Source organism: Sphingomonas sp. VDB2 (assembly GCF_047946695.1).
Taxonomy (GTDB): Bacteria; Pseudomonadota; Alphaproteobacteria; order Sphingomonadales; family Sphingomonadaceae; genus Sphingobium; species Sphingobium bisphenolicum.
The window spans coordinates 1,035,747-1,051,547 of the sequence record NZ_CP159615.1 but is presented as its reverse complement, the minus strand read 5'-3'; the positions used below and the strand labels follow the sequence as shown (position 1 = coordinate 1,051,547).

14 protein-coding genes are annotated in these 15,801 nt (G+C 64.4%); 5 read left to right on the top strand and 9 right to left on the bottom strand.

The genetic code is table 11. The features are described from left to right. The first annotated feature begins 72 nt into the window (after positions 1-72). Positions 73-807, top strand: coding sequence for a FadR/GntR family transcriptional regulator (locus tag ABT375_RS05240; protein WP_261934400.1), 735 nt, complete (start codon positions 73-75; stop codon positions 805-807). Positions 808-941: 134 nt separating this feature from the next. Then, positions 942-2,129: a CaiB/BaiF CoA transferase family protein gene (locus ABT375_RS05235; RefSeq protein WP_416464345.1), complete on the top strand. Its 1,188-nt coding sequence runs from the start codon at positions 942-944 to the stop codon at positions 2,127-2,129. Between the two features lie 27 nt (positions 2,130-2,156). Here the strand turns inward: ABT375_RS05235 and ABT375_RS05230 are convergent, their stop codons facing one another. The 3 genes from ABT375_RS05230 to ABT375_RS05220 all read right to left on the bottom strand — a co-directional run bounded on the left by ABT375_RS05230 (position 2,157) and on the right by ABT375_RS05220 (position 3,779). Beyond that, complete coding sequence (locus ABT375_RS05230) at positions 2,157-2,516, bottom strand: YciI family protein (RefSeq protein WP_224545846.1); 360 nt, start codon at positions 2,514-2,516, stop codon at positions 2,157-2,159. A 124-nt stretch (positions 2,517-2,640) separates the two neighbouring features. Further along, positions 2,641-3,513 carry an acyl-CoA dehydrogenase family protein gene (locus ABT375_RS05225; RefSeq protein WP_416464343.1) on the bottom strand — a complete coding sequence of 291 codons (873 nt, stop codon included), beginning with the start codon at positions 3,511-3,513 and terminating at the stop codon, positions 2,641-2,643. Next, entirely contained in the window at positions 3,513-3,779 is a 267-nt protein-coding gene (locus tag ABT375_RS05220) for an acyl-CoA dehydrogenase family protein (RefSeq protein WP_416464342.1), read from the bottom strand. The genes ABT375_RS05225 and ABT375_RS05220 overlap by 1 nt, the downstream gene beginning before the upstream one ends. A 207-nt stretch (positions 3,780-3,986) precedes the next feature. Here ABT375_RS05220 and ABT375_RS05215 point away from each other — a divergent pair, with 207 nt between their 5' ends. After that, positions 3,987-5,219 (top strand): LysR family transcriptional regulator, encoded by a 1,233-nt coding sequence (locus tag ABT375_RS05215; RefSeq protein ID WP_416464341.1) that lies wholly within the window; start codon positions 3,987-3,989, stop codon positions 5,217-5,219. A gap of 16 nt (positions 5,220-5,235) precedes the next feature. Here the strand turns inward: ABT375_RS05215 and ABT375_RS05210 are convergent, their stop codons facing one another. From ABT375_RS05210 to ABT375_RS05185, 6 genes are all read right to left on the bottom strand, one after another. Beyond that, positions 5,236-5,457: a hypothetical protein gene (locus ABT375_RS05210; RefSeq protein WP_224545851.1), complete on the bottom strand. Its 222-nt coding sequence runs from the start codon at positions 5,455-5,457 to the stop codon at positions 5,236-5,238. Between the two features lie 10 nt (positions 5,458-5,467). After that, positions 5,468-6,955, bottom strand: a complete 1,488-nt coding sequence (locus tag ABT375_RS05205; protein ID WP_416464340.1) for an aldehyde dehydrogenase family protein — start codon at positions 6,953-6,955, stop codon at positions 5,468-5,470. A gap of 22 nt (positions 6,956-6,977) precedes the next feature. Then, positions 6,978-8,606, bottom strand: coding sequence for a GMC family oxidoreductase (locus tag ABT375_RS05200; protein ID WP_416464338.1), 1,629 nt, complete (start codon positions 8,604-8,606; stop codon positions 6,978-6,980). After that, positions 8,603-9,958, bottom strand: coding sequence for an MFS transporter (locus tag ABT375_RS05195; protein WP_416464337.1), 1,356 nt, complete (start codon positions 9,956-9,958; stop codon positions 8,603-8,605). The genes ABT375_RS05200 and ABT375_RS05195 overlap by 4 nt, the downstream gene beginning before the upstream one ends. A gap of 82 nt (positions 9,959-10,040) precedes the next feature. Continuing rightward, positions 10,041-10,973, bottom strand: a complete 933-nt coding sequence (locus tag ABT375_RS05190; RefSeq protein ID WP_416464335.1) for a PDR/VanB family oxidoreductase — start codon at positions 10,971-10,973, stop codon at positions 10,041-10,043. A 147-nt stretch (positions 10,974-11,120) separates the two neighbouring features. Then, entirely contained in the window at positions 11,121-12,434 is a 1,314-nt protein-coding gene (locus tag ABT375_RS05185; RefSeq protein ID WP_224545861.1) for a Rieske 2Fe-2S domain-containing protein, read from the bottom strand. 220 nt (positions 12,435-12,654) lie between these two features. Here ABT375_RS05185 and ABT375_RS05180 point away from each other — a divergent pair, with 220 nt between their 5' ends. Further along, the gene (locus tag ABT375_RS05180) at positions 12,655-14,907 is read left to right on the top strand and encodes a TonB-dependent receptor (protein ID WP_416464334.1); all 2,253 of its coding nucleotides are present in this window, start codon (positions 12,655-12,657) and stop codon (positions 14,905-14,907) included. A 64-nt stretch (positions 14,908-14,971) separates the two neighbouring features. Then, positions 14,972-15,751 carry an SDR family NAD(P)-dependent oxidoreductase gene (locus ABT375_RS05175; RefSeq protein ID WP_224545865.1) on the top strand — a complete coding sequence of 260 codons (780 nt, stop codon included), beginning with the start codon at positions 14,972-14,974 and terminating at the stop codon, positions 15,749-15,751. The last annotated feature ends 50 nt before the right edge of the window (positions 15,752-15,801 follow it).

Genomic DNA, 15,801 nt, shown 5'->3' with positions numbered 1-15,801 from the left:
CTTTTCGGTCTGGCCATTGCACCTTTGGTGGCGGCGGCTATAGATTTGTCGGTCTGTTCCGGAGCGCACCCCATGGCATCTATCTCTTCTGCAAAGCCCAGCTTCGCGCCCATCAAGACGCGGCGGGCGTTCGAGATCATCTGCGAGCAAATCCGCGCGCAACTGGCGGCGGGCACGCTCAAGGCCGGAGACAAGCTGCCGGCCGAGCGCGAACTGGCGGTCGAGTTCCAGGTGAGCCGCAGCGCGCTGCGCGAGGCGTTGCGCAGTCTGGAGGTCGCCGGAATCATCCGCAATGTGAAGGGGGCGAAGGGCGGCGCGTTCGTGCAGACCGCCGAGCCCGACCGGATCGTGCAGGCGATGCAGGATTATGTGCATCTGGGCGACATCTCGCTGAATGAACTGACCGAGGCGCGGCTGGCGTTGCAGGACATCATCGTAAGACTGGCCTGCGAGCGCGCGACCGAGACGGATCTCGCCGATCTGGAGGCGATCGCCGAGCGGACCAAGCGGGAAACGAGCGTCGAGGCGCGATACCAGTGCGCGGCGGAATATTATGGCGTGCTGGCGCGGGCGACCAAGAACCGCATCTTCGGCATCTTCGTCGATTCCCTGTCGGCGATCCTGCATGAGTTCGTGCAGGGGCCGGATTATGAGATGCTGCAGCAGTCGCTGATCGAATCCCGATTCCGGCTGGTGCGGCAGTTGCGGGCGAAGGACAGCGAGGCGGCGGTGGCGGAGATGCGCAAGCATCTGGAGCGGGTGCATCGCCATGTCCGCAAGAACAGCAAGGCGGCGGCCAAGGGCTGACCTTCGCGCCTGACCGGGCGTCTGACAGGGGCGTTTGAAACAACGAGTTGGACAGTTGTACGCGATTGACGCCCCATGACCGCCATGCAATAGGTAGGACCATTAGATATTTGGTTCGACAGGCGGGTGAGGATATGGCGGAAGAGAGCAAGGCGGCGACGGTAGGCGCGCTGGACGGCGTGCGGGTGCTGGATTTCACCAGCGTCATGGCCGGACCGTTCGCGACCCGGATGCTCGCCGATCTCGGGGCCGACGTCATCAAGGTGGAGTCGCTGGAGGGCGACCAGGTGCGCGCGCGGCCGCCCAAAAGAGATGGTTTCAGCGCCTATTTCGGCAATCTCAATGCGGGCAAGCAGAGCATCGCCTGCAACCTCAAATCGCCTGAGATCATCGCCCTTATCAAGCGACTGGTCGCGACCTGCGATGTGCTGGTCGAGAATTTCCGGCCCGGCGTCATGGCGCGATTCGGGCTGGATTTCGCCGCGCTGCGCGAGGCCAATCCGCGGCTCATCTATTGTTCGATCTCCGGCTATGGCCAGACCGGGCCGAAGGCGCTGTCCCCGGCCTATGCGCCGGTGATCCATGCGGCCAGCGGATTCGACATGGTCAATCTCCGCTATCAGGACGGCGCGGACCGGCCCGCGACCAGCGGCGTCTTCATCGCCGACGTGCTGGGCGGCACCCATGCCTTCGGCGCGATCCAGGCGGCGCTGTATCAGCGCGAAAAGACGGGCGCGGGCCAGCATATCGACCTGTCGATGCTGGAGGCGATGGTGGGGATGCTGGTGTTCGAGACGCAGGAGGCGCAATTCCCCGGCGACGCCCGGCGGCCGCTCTACACCCCGCTCAAGACCAATGATGGCTTCATCATGGTCGCGCCGACCAGTCCCCGCAATTTCGAGCAATTGACAGACGCGGTCGGTCATCCAGAATGGCGCGACGATCCGCGCTTCCTGACCAATGCCGATCGCAACGCCAATTGGGCGACGCTGCTGGCGCTGACCGAAGAATGGACGCTGGAGCGCAGCGCGGAGGAGGCCGAGGCGATTCTGTCGCGCCATGGCGTGCCCTGCGGGCGGTATCGCGAGATCGACGAATTGCTGGACGATCCGCAACTGGCGTCGCGCGGCGCCTTTGCGCAGATCAGCGATGGGGCCGGCAGCTTCAAGGTGCCCAACCCCCCGTTCCGCATGAGCGGATCGCGGGTCGAGGCGCGCAACCATGTCGCGCGGCTGGGTGAGGAGGGCGCGGATATCCTCACCAAGCTGGGCGTGGACGAGAGCGCGGTGGCAGCGCTACGCGCGCGGGGCGACCTGCTGTAACAAAAGGAATCGCCACGGCGTGGTGCGCTATTCCAGTTCGTGGAAGGGTCGGATTTCGATTTCGCTCGGCCCCGGCATGGGATTGGGGCAGCGCTTCACCCAGGCGACGGCTTCATCCATATCTTTCACGTCCCAGAGCCAGAAACCCGCGACCAATTCGCGTGGTTGGGAGAATGGGCCGTTAATGACGGTGCGTTCGGCGCCATCGAAGGCGACGCGCTTGCCTTGTGAAGAGGGGGTGAGGCCATCGGCCATCACCAGGATGCCAGCGTCGCGCAATTCATCGTTAAAGCGGCCCATCGCGGCCATCATCGCGTCCGTTTCCGGCGAGGGCCGATAGCCTTTCTCGCTGTCCTCGGTCGCCTTCACCAGCACCATCACGCGCATCGCCTGTCTCCTTGCCGGGCGTTGGAACGATGGCGGGAGTGTTCGGGAATTACCGTCCCTGCGCAAATGAATTTTGGTGAAAGGAAAAGGGCGGGATGCCTGCACGCACCCCGCCCGTCTCCCTTCATCGCAGCAATTCGCGCGCGATCGTGTTCTTCTGGATTTCCGACGAGCCTTCATAAATCCGCGTGATGCGAATGTCGCGATAGAGGCGCTCGACCGCGAACCCGCGGCAATAGCCGGTGCCGCCGAAGATCTGGACCGCGGTGTCGACCGTGCGGCTGCCCGCTTCGGTGGCGAAGAGCTTGGCCATGGAGGCGAGTTCGCGGCGCTTTTCGCCCTGGTCATAGCGCCAGCAGGCGTCGAGCAGGATCAGGCGGGCGGCGCGCATGTCGGTCGCCATCGTCGCGATATAGTGGCGGATCGCCTGGAAGTCGGAGATGACGCCGCCGAAGGCGGGGCGCTGCTTGGATTCCTCGATCGCCAGTTCCAGCGCATATTCGCCCATGCCGACCGCGGTCGCGCCGACATTCATGCGGCCCTCGTTCAGTCCTTCGAGCGCATAATGGAAGCCGCGGCCCAGTTCGCCGATCAGCGCGTCAGGACCGACCTGGCATTCGTCGAAGCTGAGTTCGAAGACGCCCGGCGTTGCCGTGCCCATCAGTTCGATCGTGCCGGTGACGCTGAAACCAGGCGTATCGGCCGGCATCAGGAAGGCGGAGATGCCGCCGCGCGCGCCCGCCGATTTGTCGGTATAGGCGTAGACGATGACATATTTGGCCTTCTTGCCGTTCGAGATGAACGTCTTGCTGCCATTGATGACCCAGCCGTCGGCGTTGCGAACCGCGGTGGTGCGCATGGAGCCCGGATCGGAGCCGCTATTGGGTTCGGTGAGCGCGAAGGCGATCGGGATTTCGCCGGTCGCCATGCCGGGTAGCAGCGCCTCGCGCTGGGCTTCGGACGCATGATACATGATGTTCTTGGCGCCCGGCCCCATTAGCGGGCGCAATTCGGTCCAGAATTGGGGGGGAGGCGGGCAAGCTCGATCTGTACCGCGGCTTGCGCGAGAGCGCCCAGCCCCAGGCCGCCATATTGTTCGGGCAGCGCCATGCCGAAATAGCCATTGTCGACCAACGTCTGGCGCACGATCGGCGGAACCACGCCGGTTTCCTGAAATTCGATTTCATGCGGCAGCAGGTCGCGCACGATGTCGCGGGTGACGTCACAAAATTCCTTGATGTCGTCTGGCAGTTCAAAGTCCACGGGGCAGCCTCCTTATGGTTCGACTCTGATGCGCGGATGACCGCGTTGTTCATTAATGGTCCTACCATTATGACAATGGTCAGTCCATTAAATTTTATGCGCTATCGGGCGGGGATACCTGTCCTTCGGGGACGTTATTCTCTAGGGACGGAGGCACCGTCCGATGACGCAAAAGCGGGTGGGCGCAGGGTAACAAGAGTAACCGGCATGGCGACCGATCCGTTCGACCTCAATCTGCGCCACCTGCGCGCGCTGCTGGCGATCCGCGAACATGGCAGCATCACTGCTGCGGCCGATGTTGTGAGCCTGTCGCAACCAGCGCTGACCCAGGGGCTGGCGAAGCTGGAGCGGCAGTTTGGCTATACGTTTTTCGAGCGAAGATCGGGGGGCATGGTCCCTACGCCGATGGGCGAGATCGTGATCGAGCGTGCGCGTGCGGCGCTGGATCATCTGTCGCAGGCGGCCAAGGGGTTGTCGGGCGTATTCCAATATCCCGAACGACTGATGACGATGACGCAACTGCGTGCCTTTCTGGCGCTGGCGGAAGCGGGGAGTTTCGCCGCGGCGGCGCATGGCAGCAGCCTGTCGCAGACGGCGGTGCATCGCGCAGTCGGCGATCTGGAGCAGATGATCGGCGGCAAGCTGGTCGAGCGGCGCGGGCGGGCGGTGTGGCTCAATCCGGCGGGCAAGCGTCTGGCGCGCGGCACCAGGCTGGCGGTGGCGGAGATCGTCGCGGCGCTGGCCGACATGGGGCTGGACAGCGGCGGCGGCAGCGAGGTGATTTCCTTTGGCGCGCTGCCATTGGCGCGGCCCTATCTGGTGCCGGCAGCGATGGCGCGGATGGCGCGGAGCGATCCGCGTGCGGCGTTCAAGGTGCTGGAGGGGAGCTGGCGCGAACTGGTCGAGCCGTTACGCGATGGCGTGATCGACATGATCGTCGGCGCGCTGCGGCCCTATGAGATCGCCGATCTGTATCAATTGCCGTTGTCGGAGGATCGGCTGGTGATTGCGGCGGGTAGCCAGCATCCGCTCGCCGCGATAGCGAAGCCGACGATGGCGCAATTGGCGCGCTATCCCTGGATCGTGGCGCCGGCCAATTCGCCGCTACGCGAACAGTGGGAGAAATTGTTCGGTGAGGGGACAGCGCCCGCTACCCCGATCGAATGCGGATCGGTGATGATTATCGGACGCTTGCTGACGGAGGGGGATTTCCTGACCCTGTTGTCGCCCGATCAGGTCGCGTTGCAGATCCGCAGCGGGTTGCTGACCCAGATCGGTCCGCCGCTCGAGGGCAGCAAGCGCGTAGTAGGGATTACGACACGCCGGAGCTGGCGACCGACCGCGACGCAGCGGCGGTTTCTGGAGATGCTGAGCGAGGCCGCCAGGGGTGAACGGGTCGAAGGCGCGCCGCCCGATTTGCGGGAATCGGGCTGGGTATGACGCCGTCGCCTGACGGTTATTGCGGGTCGGTGGCCTGAAGCGCGGCGATCCGGCCCTTGAGCCGATCGGCGAGCGAAGGCCGGATCGGCTGTCCGGCGAGCAATTTGCGCCATGTATTGTAGCTGATGCCGAAGCGGGCGTTGAGCGCTTCGTCGGTGCGGCCGGTGGCCAGCCTCTGCATCTGGAGGATCATGTCCTCCCCCAGATGCACCCCATTGCTATTGCTGTTCTGCTGCACGGTGCGCGCCCTAGTCCAGGTTGATCCAGACCGCCTTGGTCTCCAGATAATCCTCGATATGGTGAGGCCCGGATTCCCGGCCGAAGCCGCTCATCTTGTAGCCGCCAAAGGGGACGGCGGGGTCGAGCATCTGGTAGCAATTGACCCAGACCGATCCCGCGCGGATGCCACGCGCCATGCGATGGGCGGTGCCAAGGTCGCGGGTCCACACGCCACTGCCGAGGCCGAATTCGGTGGCGTTGGCGCGGGCCAGCACTTCTTCCACCGTGTCGAAGGTGAAGGCGGAGAGGACGGGGCCGAAAATCTCCTCGCGCGCGATCGTCATGTCGTCGGCGACATGGGTGAAGATGGTCGGTTCGATGAAATAGCCCGCGTCATAGCCCGCGCCGCTCATCCGTGCGCCGCCGGTCAGGGGGCGGGCGCCCTCGGTGCTGGCGCCGTCGATGAAGGCGAGGATCTTGTCCATCTGGGGCGCGGAGACGACCGGTCCCATCTGGGTGGTGGGGTCAAGCGGATCGCCGACCTTGATCGTCCTGGTGAAGGCGGCGAGGCGTTCCATGAATTCGTCGTGGATCGAGCCTTGCACGAACAGGCGGGTGCCCGCGCTGCAAATCTGGCCGGCATTGGCGAAGACCGCCATGGCGGCGGCTGGCACGGCCTTGTCGAGATCGGCGTCGGCGAAGACGATGTTGGGCGATTTGCCGCCCAGTTCGACGGTGACGCGCTTCATCGTCGGGGCGGCGGCGTGGAGGATTTTCTCGCCGACGCCTGTGGAGCCGGTGAAGGCGATCTTGTCGACGTCCGGGTGGCTGGAGAGCGCCGCGCCCGCGTCGCCCAGCCCGGTGACGACGTTGATGACGCCTTCGGGCACGCCGGCTTCCAGGCAAAGCTCGCCGAAACGGAGTGCGGACAGGGGCGTCTGTTCGGCGGGCTTCATGACCAGGGTGCAGCCCGTGGCGAGGACCGGGCCGGCCTTCCACACCGACATGCCGATCGGGCCGTTCCAGGGATTGATCGCCGCAACCACGCCGATCGGTTCCTTGAGCGTGTGGGACAGGACATCGCCGGGGGCATTATTGTCGATCGTGTCGCCAGTGATGAGCATCGCCTGGCCCGCATAATAGCGCAGCAGCGCGCCGGCGCGGGCCTTGCCCATGATGGTGCGGCTGTAGGGCGCGCCGAGATCGAGCGTGTCGAGCATCGCCAGCTCTTCATAATGCGCTTCGACCAGATCGGCGAGGCGCAGCATGATGCGCTGGCGCTCGACCGGCTTCATGCGGCGCCATGGCCCTTCGAACGCGGCGCGGGCGGCCTTGACCGCGCGGTCCACATCTTCGGCGCCGCCCTGCGCGATCGTGGCGAGCAACTCGCCGGTGGCGGGGTTGCGGGTTTCGAAGCGCTTGCCCGACAGGGCCGGGACGCGCTGGCCGCCGATCAGCATGTCCTGTTCGCGCGTGTCGAGCAGAGCGGGGCGGGGGGGGATGGTCATCATGGTCATGGCTAGTCTCTCCGGGCCGCGATCAGGCGGCGATATTCGAGGTAATGGCATCTTCCAGGATGAAGCCGGCGGCGCGCTGCGCGATCATCATGGTGGGGGCAGAGGTGTTGCCGCTGATGATCGCCGGCATGACAGACGCGTCGACGACGCGCAGGCCGGATATGCCGCGCACGCGCAGGCGGCCATCCACGACCGCCATCGGGTCGCTGTCCGGTCCCATTTTGCAGGTGCCGGTCGGGTGATAGGCGGTGTTGACGATCTTGCGCAGGGCGGCGTCGATCTCCGCGTCGCTCTGGTGCTGGATGCCCGGTTCGATCTCCGCGCCGGTCATGGCGGCCAGCGCGGGCTGGGCGAAGATGCGGCGGGCTTCGCGGAAACCGGCGATCAGCGTCTTCATGTCATAGGGATCGGCGAAGAAATTGGGATCAATCACCGGCTTGTCCTCCGGCCGGTTGCTCGCCAGGCGCACCGAGCCGGCGCTTTTGGGGCGCAGCAACTGGATCAGGCCCATATAGCCGTGGCGGCGGGGAACCGAGCGGGCGTCGAGCTTCAGACCCGCAAGGAAGGTGATCTGGATATCGGGGCGGCCGCTGCCGTCGGTGCAGAGGAAGCCGCCGGCTTCCGCGACGTTGGAGGCCAGCATCCCTTCGCGCTTCAACAGATATTTGATCGGGCTGAACAGGATGCGGGGCAGCACCCTGGCCGAGACGGCGTAGGATTCGGCCGTAGGGTTTTCCATCGCGACATGGACGGTCGGATGATCCTGCAAATGCTGGCCGACGCCGGGGAGGTGATGGACGACATTGATCCCCATCTCGCGCAGATGGGCCTGCGGGCCGATGCCCGACAGCATCAGCAGTTGCGGCGAATTGGTCGCGCCGGCGCACAGGATGATCTCCCGCTTCGCGCCGATCGTGCGGCGCGCGCCGTCCTTCTCGATCTCCAGCCCGATTGCGCGGCCGCGATCGAACAGGATGCGGCGAACCAGGGTTTCGTCGAGGATGGTGAGGTTCGGGCGCTTGAGTGCGGGATGGAGGAAGGCGCGGGCGCTCGACAGGCGGGTGCCATTGCGCTGGTTGAGGTCGTAGCGGCCAAAGCCGTCCTGCCGATCGCCCGCGAAATCGTCATTGCGGTGATGGCCCGCCTGCGTGGCGGCGTCCACGATGGCGGCGCTGACCGGGTTCCAGCTTTTGGGCTTCTGCACGTCCAGTTCGCCGCCCTTGCCATGCCAGGGCTTGTCGGGGCCGGCATAATTTTCGACCGCCTTGAAGGCGGGAAGGACGTCGTCATAGGACCAGCCTGTGTTGCCCTCCGCCGCCCAGGCTTCGTAATCCGCCTTCTGCCCGCGAATATAGACGCCGCCATTGATGGCGCTGCAGCCGCCGAACAGCTTGCCGCGGGGAAAATTGATTTGGCGGTTGTTGACGGCCGCGTTGCCGGAGAGCGACTGTTTCCAGTTATATTTTTCGTGCGGCAGCAGGAAGATGTTGCCGACGGGCATGGCGGTCTTGAGGTTGACGGGCCATTTCCTGTCGGACGGTCCGGCCTCGATCAGGACGACGCGGTTGGCCGGGTCGGCGGACAGGCGGTTGGCCATCAGGCTGCCGGCCGAGCCGGAGCCGATCACGATATAGTCGAAACTGTCGCTCATATATGCGCGTCCTTGCGGCCGAGCGCGGGCACATGGCCCCGCACGGCGATGAAACCCAGGGCGTTGACCAGCATCAGGGCGGCGAGCGCGCCGAAGAAGCCGAGATTGCCCCAGTCGATGAGGAGGGCACCGGCCACCGCGCTGACGATCGCACCGACACGGCCGGCCGCGCCCATGAGGCCGAGGCCGCGGGCGCGCAGGCCAGTGGGGAAGGCGTGGGCGCCGACCGCGAACATGGCGGACTGGGCGGCGCTGGCGAACAGGCCGAGCGCGCCGAGGCAGGCGAGCACCGCAGCTTCGTTGCGGCCGCCGCTGATGGGGAGAAGGGCGAGGGTGGCGCAGACGGTCGCGCCGACGATCGCCATCAGGATCAGCACCGGGCGCGATCCGAAGCGGATGATGGCGAGGCTGGCGATCATCGCGCCTATGGTGCCGCCCATGTTGAAGCTTGTGAGGCCCAGGCTCGCGGTCTGGAGGCCGAAGCCCGCGCTGTTCAGCATCGTGGGCGCCCAGTTGAACATGAGGTAGATCATGAACATGCCCGAGAACATCGCGACCGCCAGCGCCAGCGTGTCGCGCAGCAGTGCGGCGCCGAACAGGTTGCGCATCGGTTCGTAGCGGGGCGCCTCCCCCACGGCGAGCGGGACATGGGCGGCCGAGGCGGGATCGGGATGGCCGATGCGGCGCAGGATGCGGTCGAGTTCGGCGGCGCGGTCGGGCCGTTCGGCGAGATAGCGCGGGGATTCCGGCAGGATGAACCAGAGCCAGGTGACGAAGATCATTGTCACGACCCCGCCGATATAGAAGAGCCAGCGCCATCCGAGGCCCGGCAAGATCAGGGCTGCCGCTACGCCGCCCAATATGCCGCCGATCGAAACGCAGACGACGCCGAAGGTGACGGCGACGCTGCGCCAGCGGACCGGGGTGAACTCCGCGATCATGGCGCTGGCGGTGCCGGGGACGCCGCCCAGGCCGACGCCCGCCAGTGTCTTCAAGGCGGCGACCTGCCACAGCGCGTCGGTGAAGCCGGTGGCCAGCGTTGCGATGCCGAATATGGCGACGCCGATGATGAGTGCGCCGCGGCGACCGAAGCGATCGCCGACCCAGCCCGACGTCAGCGTGCCGATGGCCATGCCGACGAAGCCGAGCGCGAAGACGGAGCCGAGCGCTTCGCGCCCGATGCCCCATTCCCTGAGCAGCGACGGTGCGGCGAGGCCGAGCATCTGGTTGTCGAGGCCGTCGAGGACGACGGTCGCGGCGATCATCAGCACCGACCAGATCTGGTAGGACGACATGGGTATGTCGTCCAACATGCCTCTAGTGCTGCTGCCTTCTATCGTGGCGACCGCCAAGATCGTCTCCTTGAGCCTTTGGGCCGTTTGCGACCGCTTCATTCATTTGCCGGTGTAACATTGAGAAACCGGAATATCGCAATCAGATGTCGAGGACGAGGTTTGCCGTTTTCGATCCCGAGCAGCAGACCATGATCGACTTGTTGGCGGCCTTGTCATCATCGCTGAGGAAATGGTCGCGATGGTCGGGGATGCCGTCCAGCACCTTGACCTCGCACGTGCCGCAAATCCCTTCCGAGCAGGCGAAGCCGACATTGACCCCAGCGCTCAGCAGCGCGTCGAGCATCGTTTCGCCTTCCTCCACCGCGATGGTCTTGCCGCTCCTGGCGAGTTCAAGCGTATAGCCGCCCTCGGTCGCCATTTCGGTTTCGGCCGAGAAATATTCGATATGGGCGTGGCCTTTGGGCCGGTCGGCATTGATCGCGACGAAGGCGTCGAGCATCCCGCCCGGACCGCAGCAATAGAGATGCGCATCGGCGGGCGCGGCGGCGCAGATGGCCTTCAAGTCCAGGCGACGACCGCCGGGGATGCCGTCATAGGCGATTTCTACCCGGTCGTGATCGGACAGGCGATCGACATAGGCGGCGCGCTCAGGCGATGCGGCTACATAATGGAGTTCCCAGCTTTTGCCGAGCTTCTCCAGCCGCGCGATCATCGGCAGCATCGGCGTGATACCGATCCCGCCGCCGATCATGACGGTGTGGCTGGCATCTTCCACCATCGGGAAATTATTCTTCGGCTCGGAGATTTCGAGGATCTGGCCGACCTGCCATTTTTCATGGATGTGGCGCGACCCGCCCCGGCCGTCGATTGCATGATGAACGGCGATCTCATAATAGCCGCGGATCGCCGGATCGTTCACCAGCGAATAGCTGCGCGCCAGGCCGGGCGAAAGTTGCACATCGACATGCGCGCCCGGATCGAAGGCCGGCATCAGCCCGCCATCGACGGGTTCGAGGATGTAGCTGTTGATGCCTTCGGCTTCCCAGCGGATATTCTTCAGTCTTGCGCGCATCACCCTCTCCGTCCGGTGCGATGCGTCTCATGGCAGGGCCGGGGCGCCATGGATCGGCGAACCGGACAAACCGCAATGCGTTTCGTCACCTCTGTCATCCTTGCCTGAGGCGCCGGGGCATGGATCGCCCCGGCCCTTGTTCCCGTCTCACTCAGCCGCTTCGACCTTGTCGGGCCAGCGCACCGCCTTGGCCAGCGCCGATTCATAGGCATTGGCGAGCGTGTCGCTGGGATCGTGCAGGAAGGAGCCTGCGCGCGCCCGGTAGAAGATGCTGGGGTCTTCGATGCCCGGCGGCAGCGTGCCCTTGTTAGCGAGCGCGCGGGCGGCAAGCAGCACGCGGCGGCGAACGCGGGCGATCATCTGGTCGGTCGGCGCCAGATTTTCAAAGCTGTGGTCGGTGATCGGCCCCATACTCTCGGTCACGGCCTGGTCCTGCATCGTGATATTGGCGATGCCGGTGAACTGGGTGCCATTGCGCTGGGTTTCGCGATCGATCGCCCAGTCGTTCTTCTCGCTGTCGGGCGAGCGCCAGCGGCCATACCAGTCGGTGGTGTTGGGCGCATATTCCAGCGGCGCGAACAGCGGCGTGCCGTCCTTGAGCGTCGAGGTATAAGCGGGGTTGCCCGCATCGACACCGCAGGTGATGTCGAACAGCATCGAATGCTCGTCGTCCATCGGCACCCAGGCGCGGGCGATGGCGCGGGTCGCGAAACGGTTGTTCGGCGTCTGCGTCCAGAATGGGAACATATAATGGGCGACGCGCCAGCTCATCTGGCCATCGTCGTTCGGGCGATAGCCGCCATACATGACGCCCCAGTCGGCCTGCGCCACTTCATAGTCGGGCGCGCGGTTGAGGACGGTCGGACGCATCGGATGATCTTCGTCCAGGTCGTCCGCCTCGATCGAGCCGACATGGAGGAAGCCGACATGGCTGGTGTCGATGTCGCCTTCCAACGCCTGGAGCCAGTTGCAGTCGCGTTGCAGGCACCAGATTTCGGCGTCCGGGTGCATCGTCGCCTCGATTTCGGGCAGCGGCGGCGGGGCGGACTGGTTCTCGCCCATATAGACCCAGATCAGACCGTTCGCCTCGTGGGTCTTGTACGCCTTGGCATGGACCTTTTCCTTGAAGTCCATGCGCGCGGGAACCGACGGCATGTCCACGCACTTGCCGTCGACGTCGAACTTCCAGCCATGATAGACGCAGCGTATGCCGTTTTCCTCGTTGCGGCCGATAAACAGCGACGCGCAGCGATGGGGGCAGCGGTGGTCCATGATGCCGACCCGGCCGCTGCTGTCGCGGAAGGCGATCAGCTTTTCGCACAGAATCATCAGGCGCACCGGGTCGCCATCGGCCTTCACCTCGGAGGACAGGACGGCGGGCAGCCAATATTGGCGCATCATCGTGCCCATGACCGTGCCCGGTCCAACCCTGGTCATGTCGGCGCTATCAGTGGACTGCATGAGTTTTCAGCCTCTTCCTTGCTTTTCGTTATCGGCGCGGCTTGAATCGAAGCCAGTGCCATTCCCTGATCCCTGACTAGAGGGTCGCAGCCGCCTGCCCCAATCGGAATGTGGTCGGACCATTCAATAATCGGGACGATACTATTGCGCCCATTTCCTTTTTGCTGCTTCACGCTCCCCAGGCGGCGTCAAGCCGTGTGGTTAAGGGAGAGTCCGGGTAATGATTTTCAGCTTTAAAACATCCTCCGCGCTGGGCGCGATCATCGCCGTGATGGCGGCTGCCCCCGCCTTTGCGCAGGCCGATCAGCCAGCCCCGCAACAGGCCGCGCAGCAAGATGCTCTGTTCCCGGAAGATATCGTCGTCACTGCCGAGCGTCGCGAATCGACGGTGCGTGAAGTGCCCTTTTCGATTGCAGCCTTTGGCGGCGAACTGCTGCGCGAGGCGCAGGTCTACAGCCCGGCGGGCCTGACACAGCAGATGCCCGGCATCACCGTCAATACGGCCGACAAGTCGCTGTCGATCGTCGCGATCCGCGGCAATGTGTCGACCTTCCGTACCGCCACGCTGGATACGCCGGTCGCCTATTTCATGGACGACGTCTATTATGTGTTCAACAACGATCTGAACGCGAACTTCTACGACACCGATCGCGTCGAAGTGCTGCGCGGGCCGCAGGGCACCTTGTTCGGACGTAATGTTGTGGGCGGTGCGATCGCCGTTATCACCAAGAATCCCGACTTCAAGGATGATTATTACGCCCAGATCACCGGCGGCAATGGCGGCTATGTGCGCACCGAAGGCATGGTCAACGGCACGCTGGTCGACGACAAGATCGCCGGCCGCTTCGCGTTCAGCACCGAACATAATGACGGACTGATCGACACGCCGAACCAGTCGGGCAGCTATGGCAAGTCGGACAGCTATTCGGCCCGTGGCAAATTGCTGTTCCAGCCGACCGACACGCTCAAGATCGTCCTGTCGGGCGATTACAGCTATACCAAGGGCAATGGCGGCGCGATCCAGCTCGGCATCGGCGGCAATCAAGTCATCCCCGATACGTTCGGCGATTTCAGCGACGACAAGTGGACGAATAACGACTTCGTGTCCTCGCCCTATCGCCAGCGTCTGCGCGGCGGCTATTTGCGCGGCGACCTCGACCTGCTGGGCGGCACGCTGACGTCGATCACCGGCTATCGCATGAATGACAGCCGCGCGATCAACGACGACGTGCCGGTTGGCACCGAAGTTCCCGTGTTCGACCGCCGCCAGGTGGTGAAAAACCGCAGCTTCACGCAGGAAGTCCGCTTCGCCTCGGCGCCGGGCCGCTTCTCCTATGTGGTCGGGGCCTATTTCCTGTCGGCCGATGTTTCGACCACCAACATCTTCTTCTACAGCCCGCTGCCTGGTTCGGCGGTCAACGCCAGCGTCCGGCGCAATCCGGACGTGACCAACATCACCCGCGTCCAGGAAGGCAATGTCCGCAGCCTGGCCGTGTTCGGCGAAGCGACCTTCGAGATCACCGACAAGCTGGCCGTCGTTGCAGGCGGCCGCTACACATCGGACCGCAAGAAGATCGACTATCACGCTTTCTCGACCACCGACGCCGGCGCGATCCCGGGCTTCGGCTTCCCCGGCGAGGTGTTCGCGTCGGGCGGCAAGACCTGGGACGCCTTCACCCCGCGCTTCACGCTGAAGTTCGAGCCGATGGACAAGGTCAACATGTATGCGACCTATGCCAAGGGCTTCAAGTCGGGCGGCTTCGTCGATAATGCCTATCGCAACCCGACCATCCCGCTGGAACCGGAAAAGGCCGAGAATTACGAGATCGGCGCCAAGTCGCGGCTGTTCGACAACAAGCTGGACCTGAACGTCGCGCTGTTCCGGCAAACGACCAAGAATCTCCAGAATTTCTCCGGCGCGGGCGGTATCGCGCATACCTATAACGGCACGCTCAAGATGAAGGGGCTGGAGGTCGAATCCGTGATCCGTCCGGTCGAGGATCTGCGCCTGACCGCCAACTACACGCATCTGGTCGGCAAATATACGTCGCTGCGCGATCCGCTGGTGAACCTCGATTATTCGGGCAACCCGGCCAAGTTCGCGCCGCGCGACAGCTTCACCGTGGGTGCGGCCTATACCGGGCGCCTGGGCAATGGCGCGACGCTGACGCCGCAGGCGGACTTCAACTTCTCCACCCGCATCTCGACCGATGATGCGAACACGCTGCGCCTTTACGACAATCTGCACGAGGATACCCGCGGGCGGACGCTCAATGCGCGGCTCAATTACGAGACGGCGGACGGGCGGTTCCAGATCGGCTTGTGGGGCAAGAACCTCACCAACAACTATCAGATCGTCAATGCGGACGACATCACCGCCTTCCTCGCGGTGCCCGGCAACGGCACGACCTATTGGAAGATCTTCACCAACACGCCGCGGACCTACGGCCTGACGCTGTCGTTCCGCCACTAATGCCTTGGGGCGGGGAGGGCGATGCCTTCCCCGCTTTGTCTTTTGCCAGTTTCAGGACGGACCTATGACCGATCAATTCACCCTTCCCGCCAATGGCAGCTTTTCCTTCGCAGGGCGCGCCGCCCTGGTGACCGGCGGCGGCCGGGGCGTGGGAGAGGCGGTGGCGCGCGAAATCCATGCCGGTGGCGGGCGCGTGGCGGTGAGCGACGTCGATATCGATGTCGCGCAGGCGGTGGCGGCTTCGCTGGATCCGTCGGGCGAAACGGCGATCGCCCTGACGCTGGACGTGCGGGAAAAGGATCATTTCCTGGCCGCGCGGGACAAGATGGCGGCCCTTTGGGGCAAGGTCGATATTGTGGTGAACAATGCGGGCTTCGCCAAGCGCACGCCGACGCAGGATATATCACCCGAAGAATTTGACGCGATCGTCCAGATCAACATGCGCAGCGTGTTCCTGAGCTGCCAGATATTCTCTGAACATATGCGCGAAAATGGCTATGGCCGGATCGTCAACATCACTTCGCTCGCCGGGCAGAATGGCGGGACGGTCGCCTCCCCCCATTATGCCGCGTCGAAGGCCGGGGCGATCATGCTGACCAAATATTTCGCGCGCTATCTGGCCGGGACCGGCGTGACCGTGAACGCCATCGCGCCGGGACCGATCGACACCGCCAAGGCGCGCCTGTCGGCCGAACAGATCGCGCGGGTCGAGGGCGAAGTGCCGGTCGGCCGCTTCATGGCAGTGGGCGAAATCGCGGCCGCGACGGCGCTGCTGGCGTCGGACCGGGGCGGGTTCTTCGTCGGCGCGACGCTGGACATGAATGGGGGGCTGTATTTGCGGTGATCCCGCTTTGCCATATTCATTTCCCGCTTTTCTTATGGCTTTATGGGATT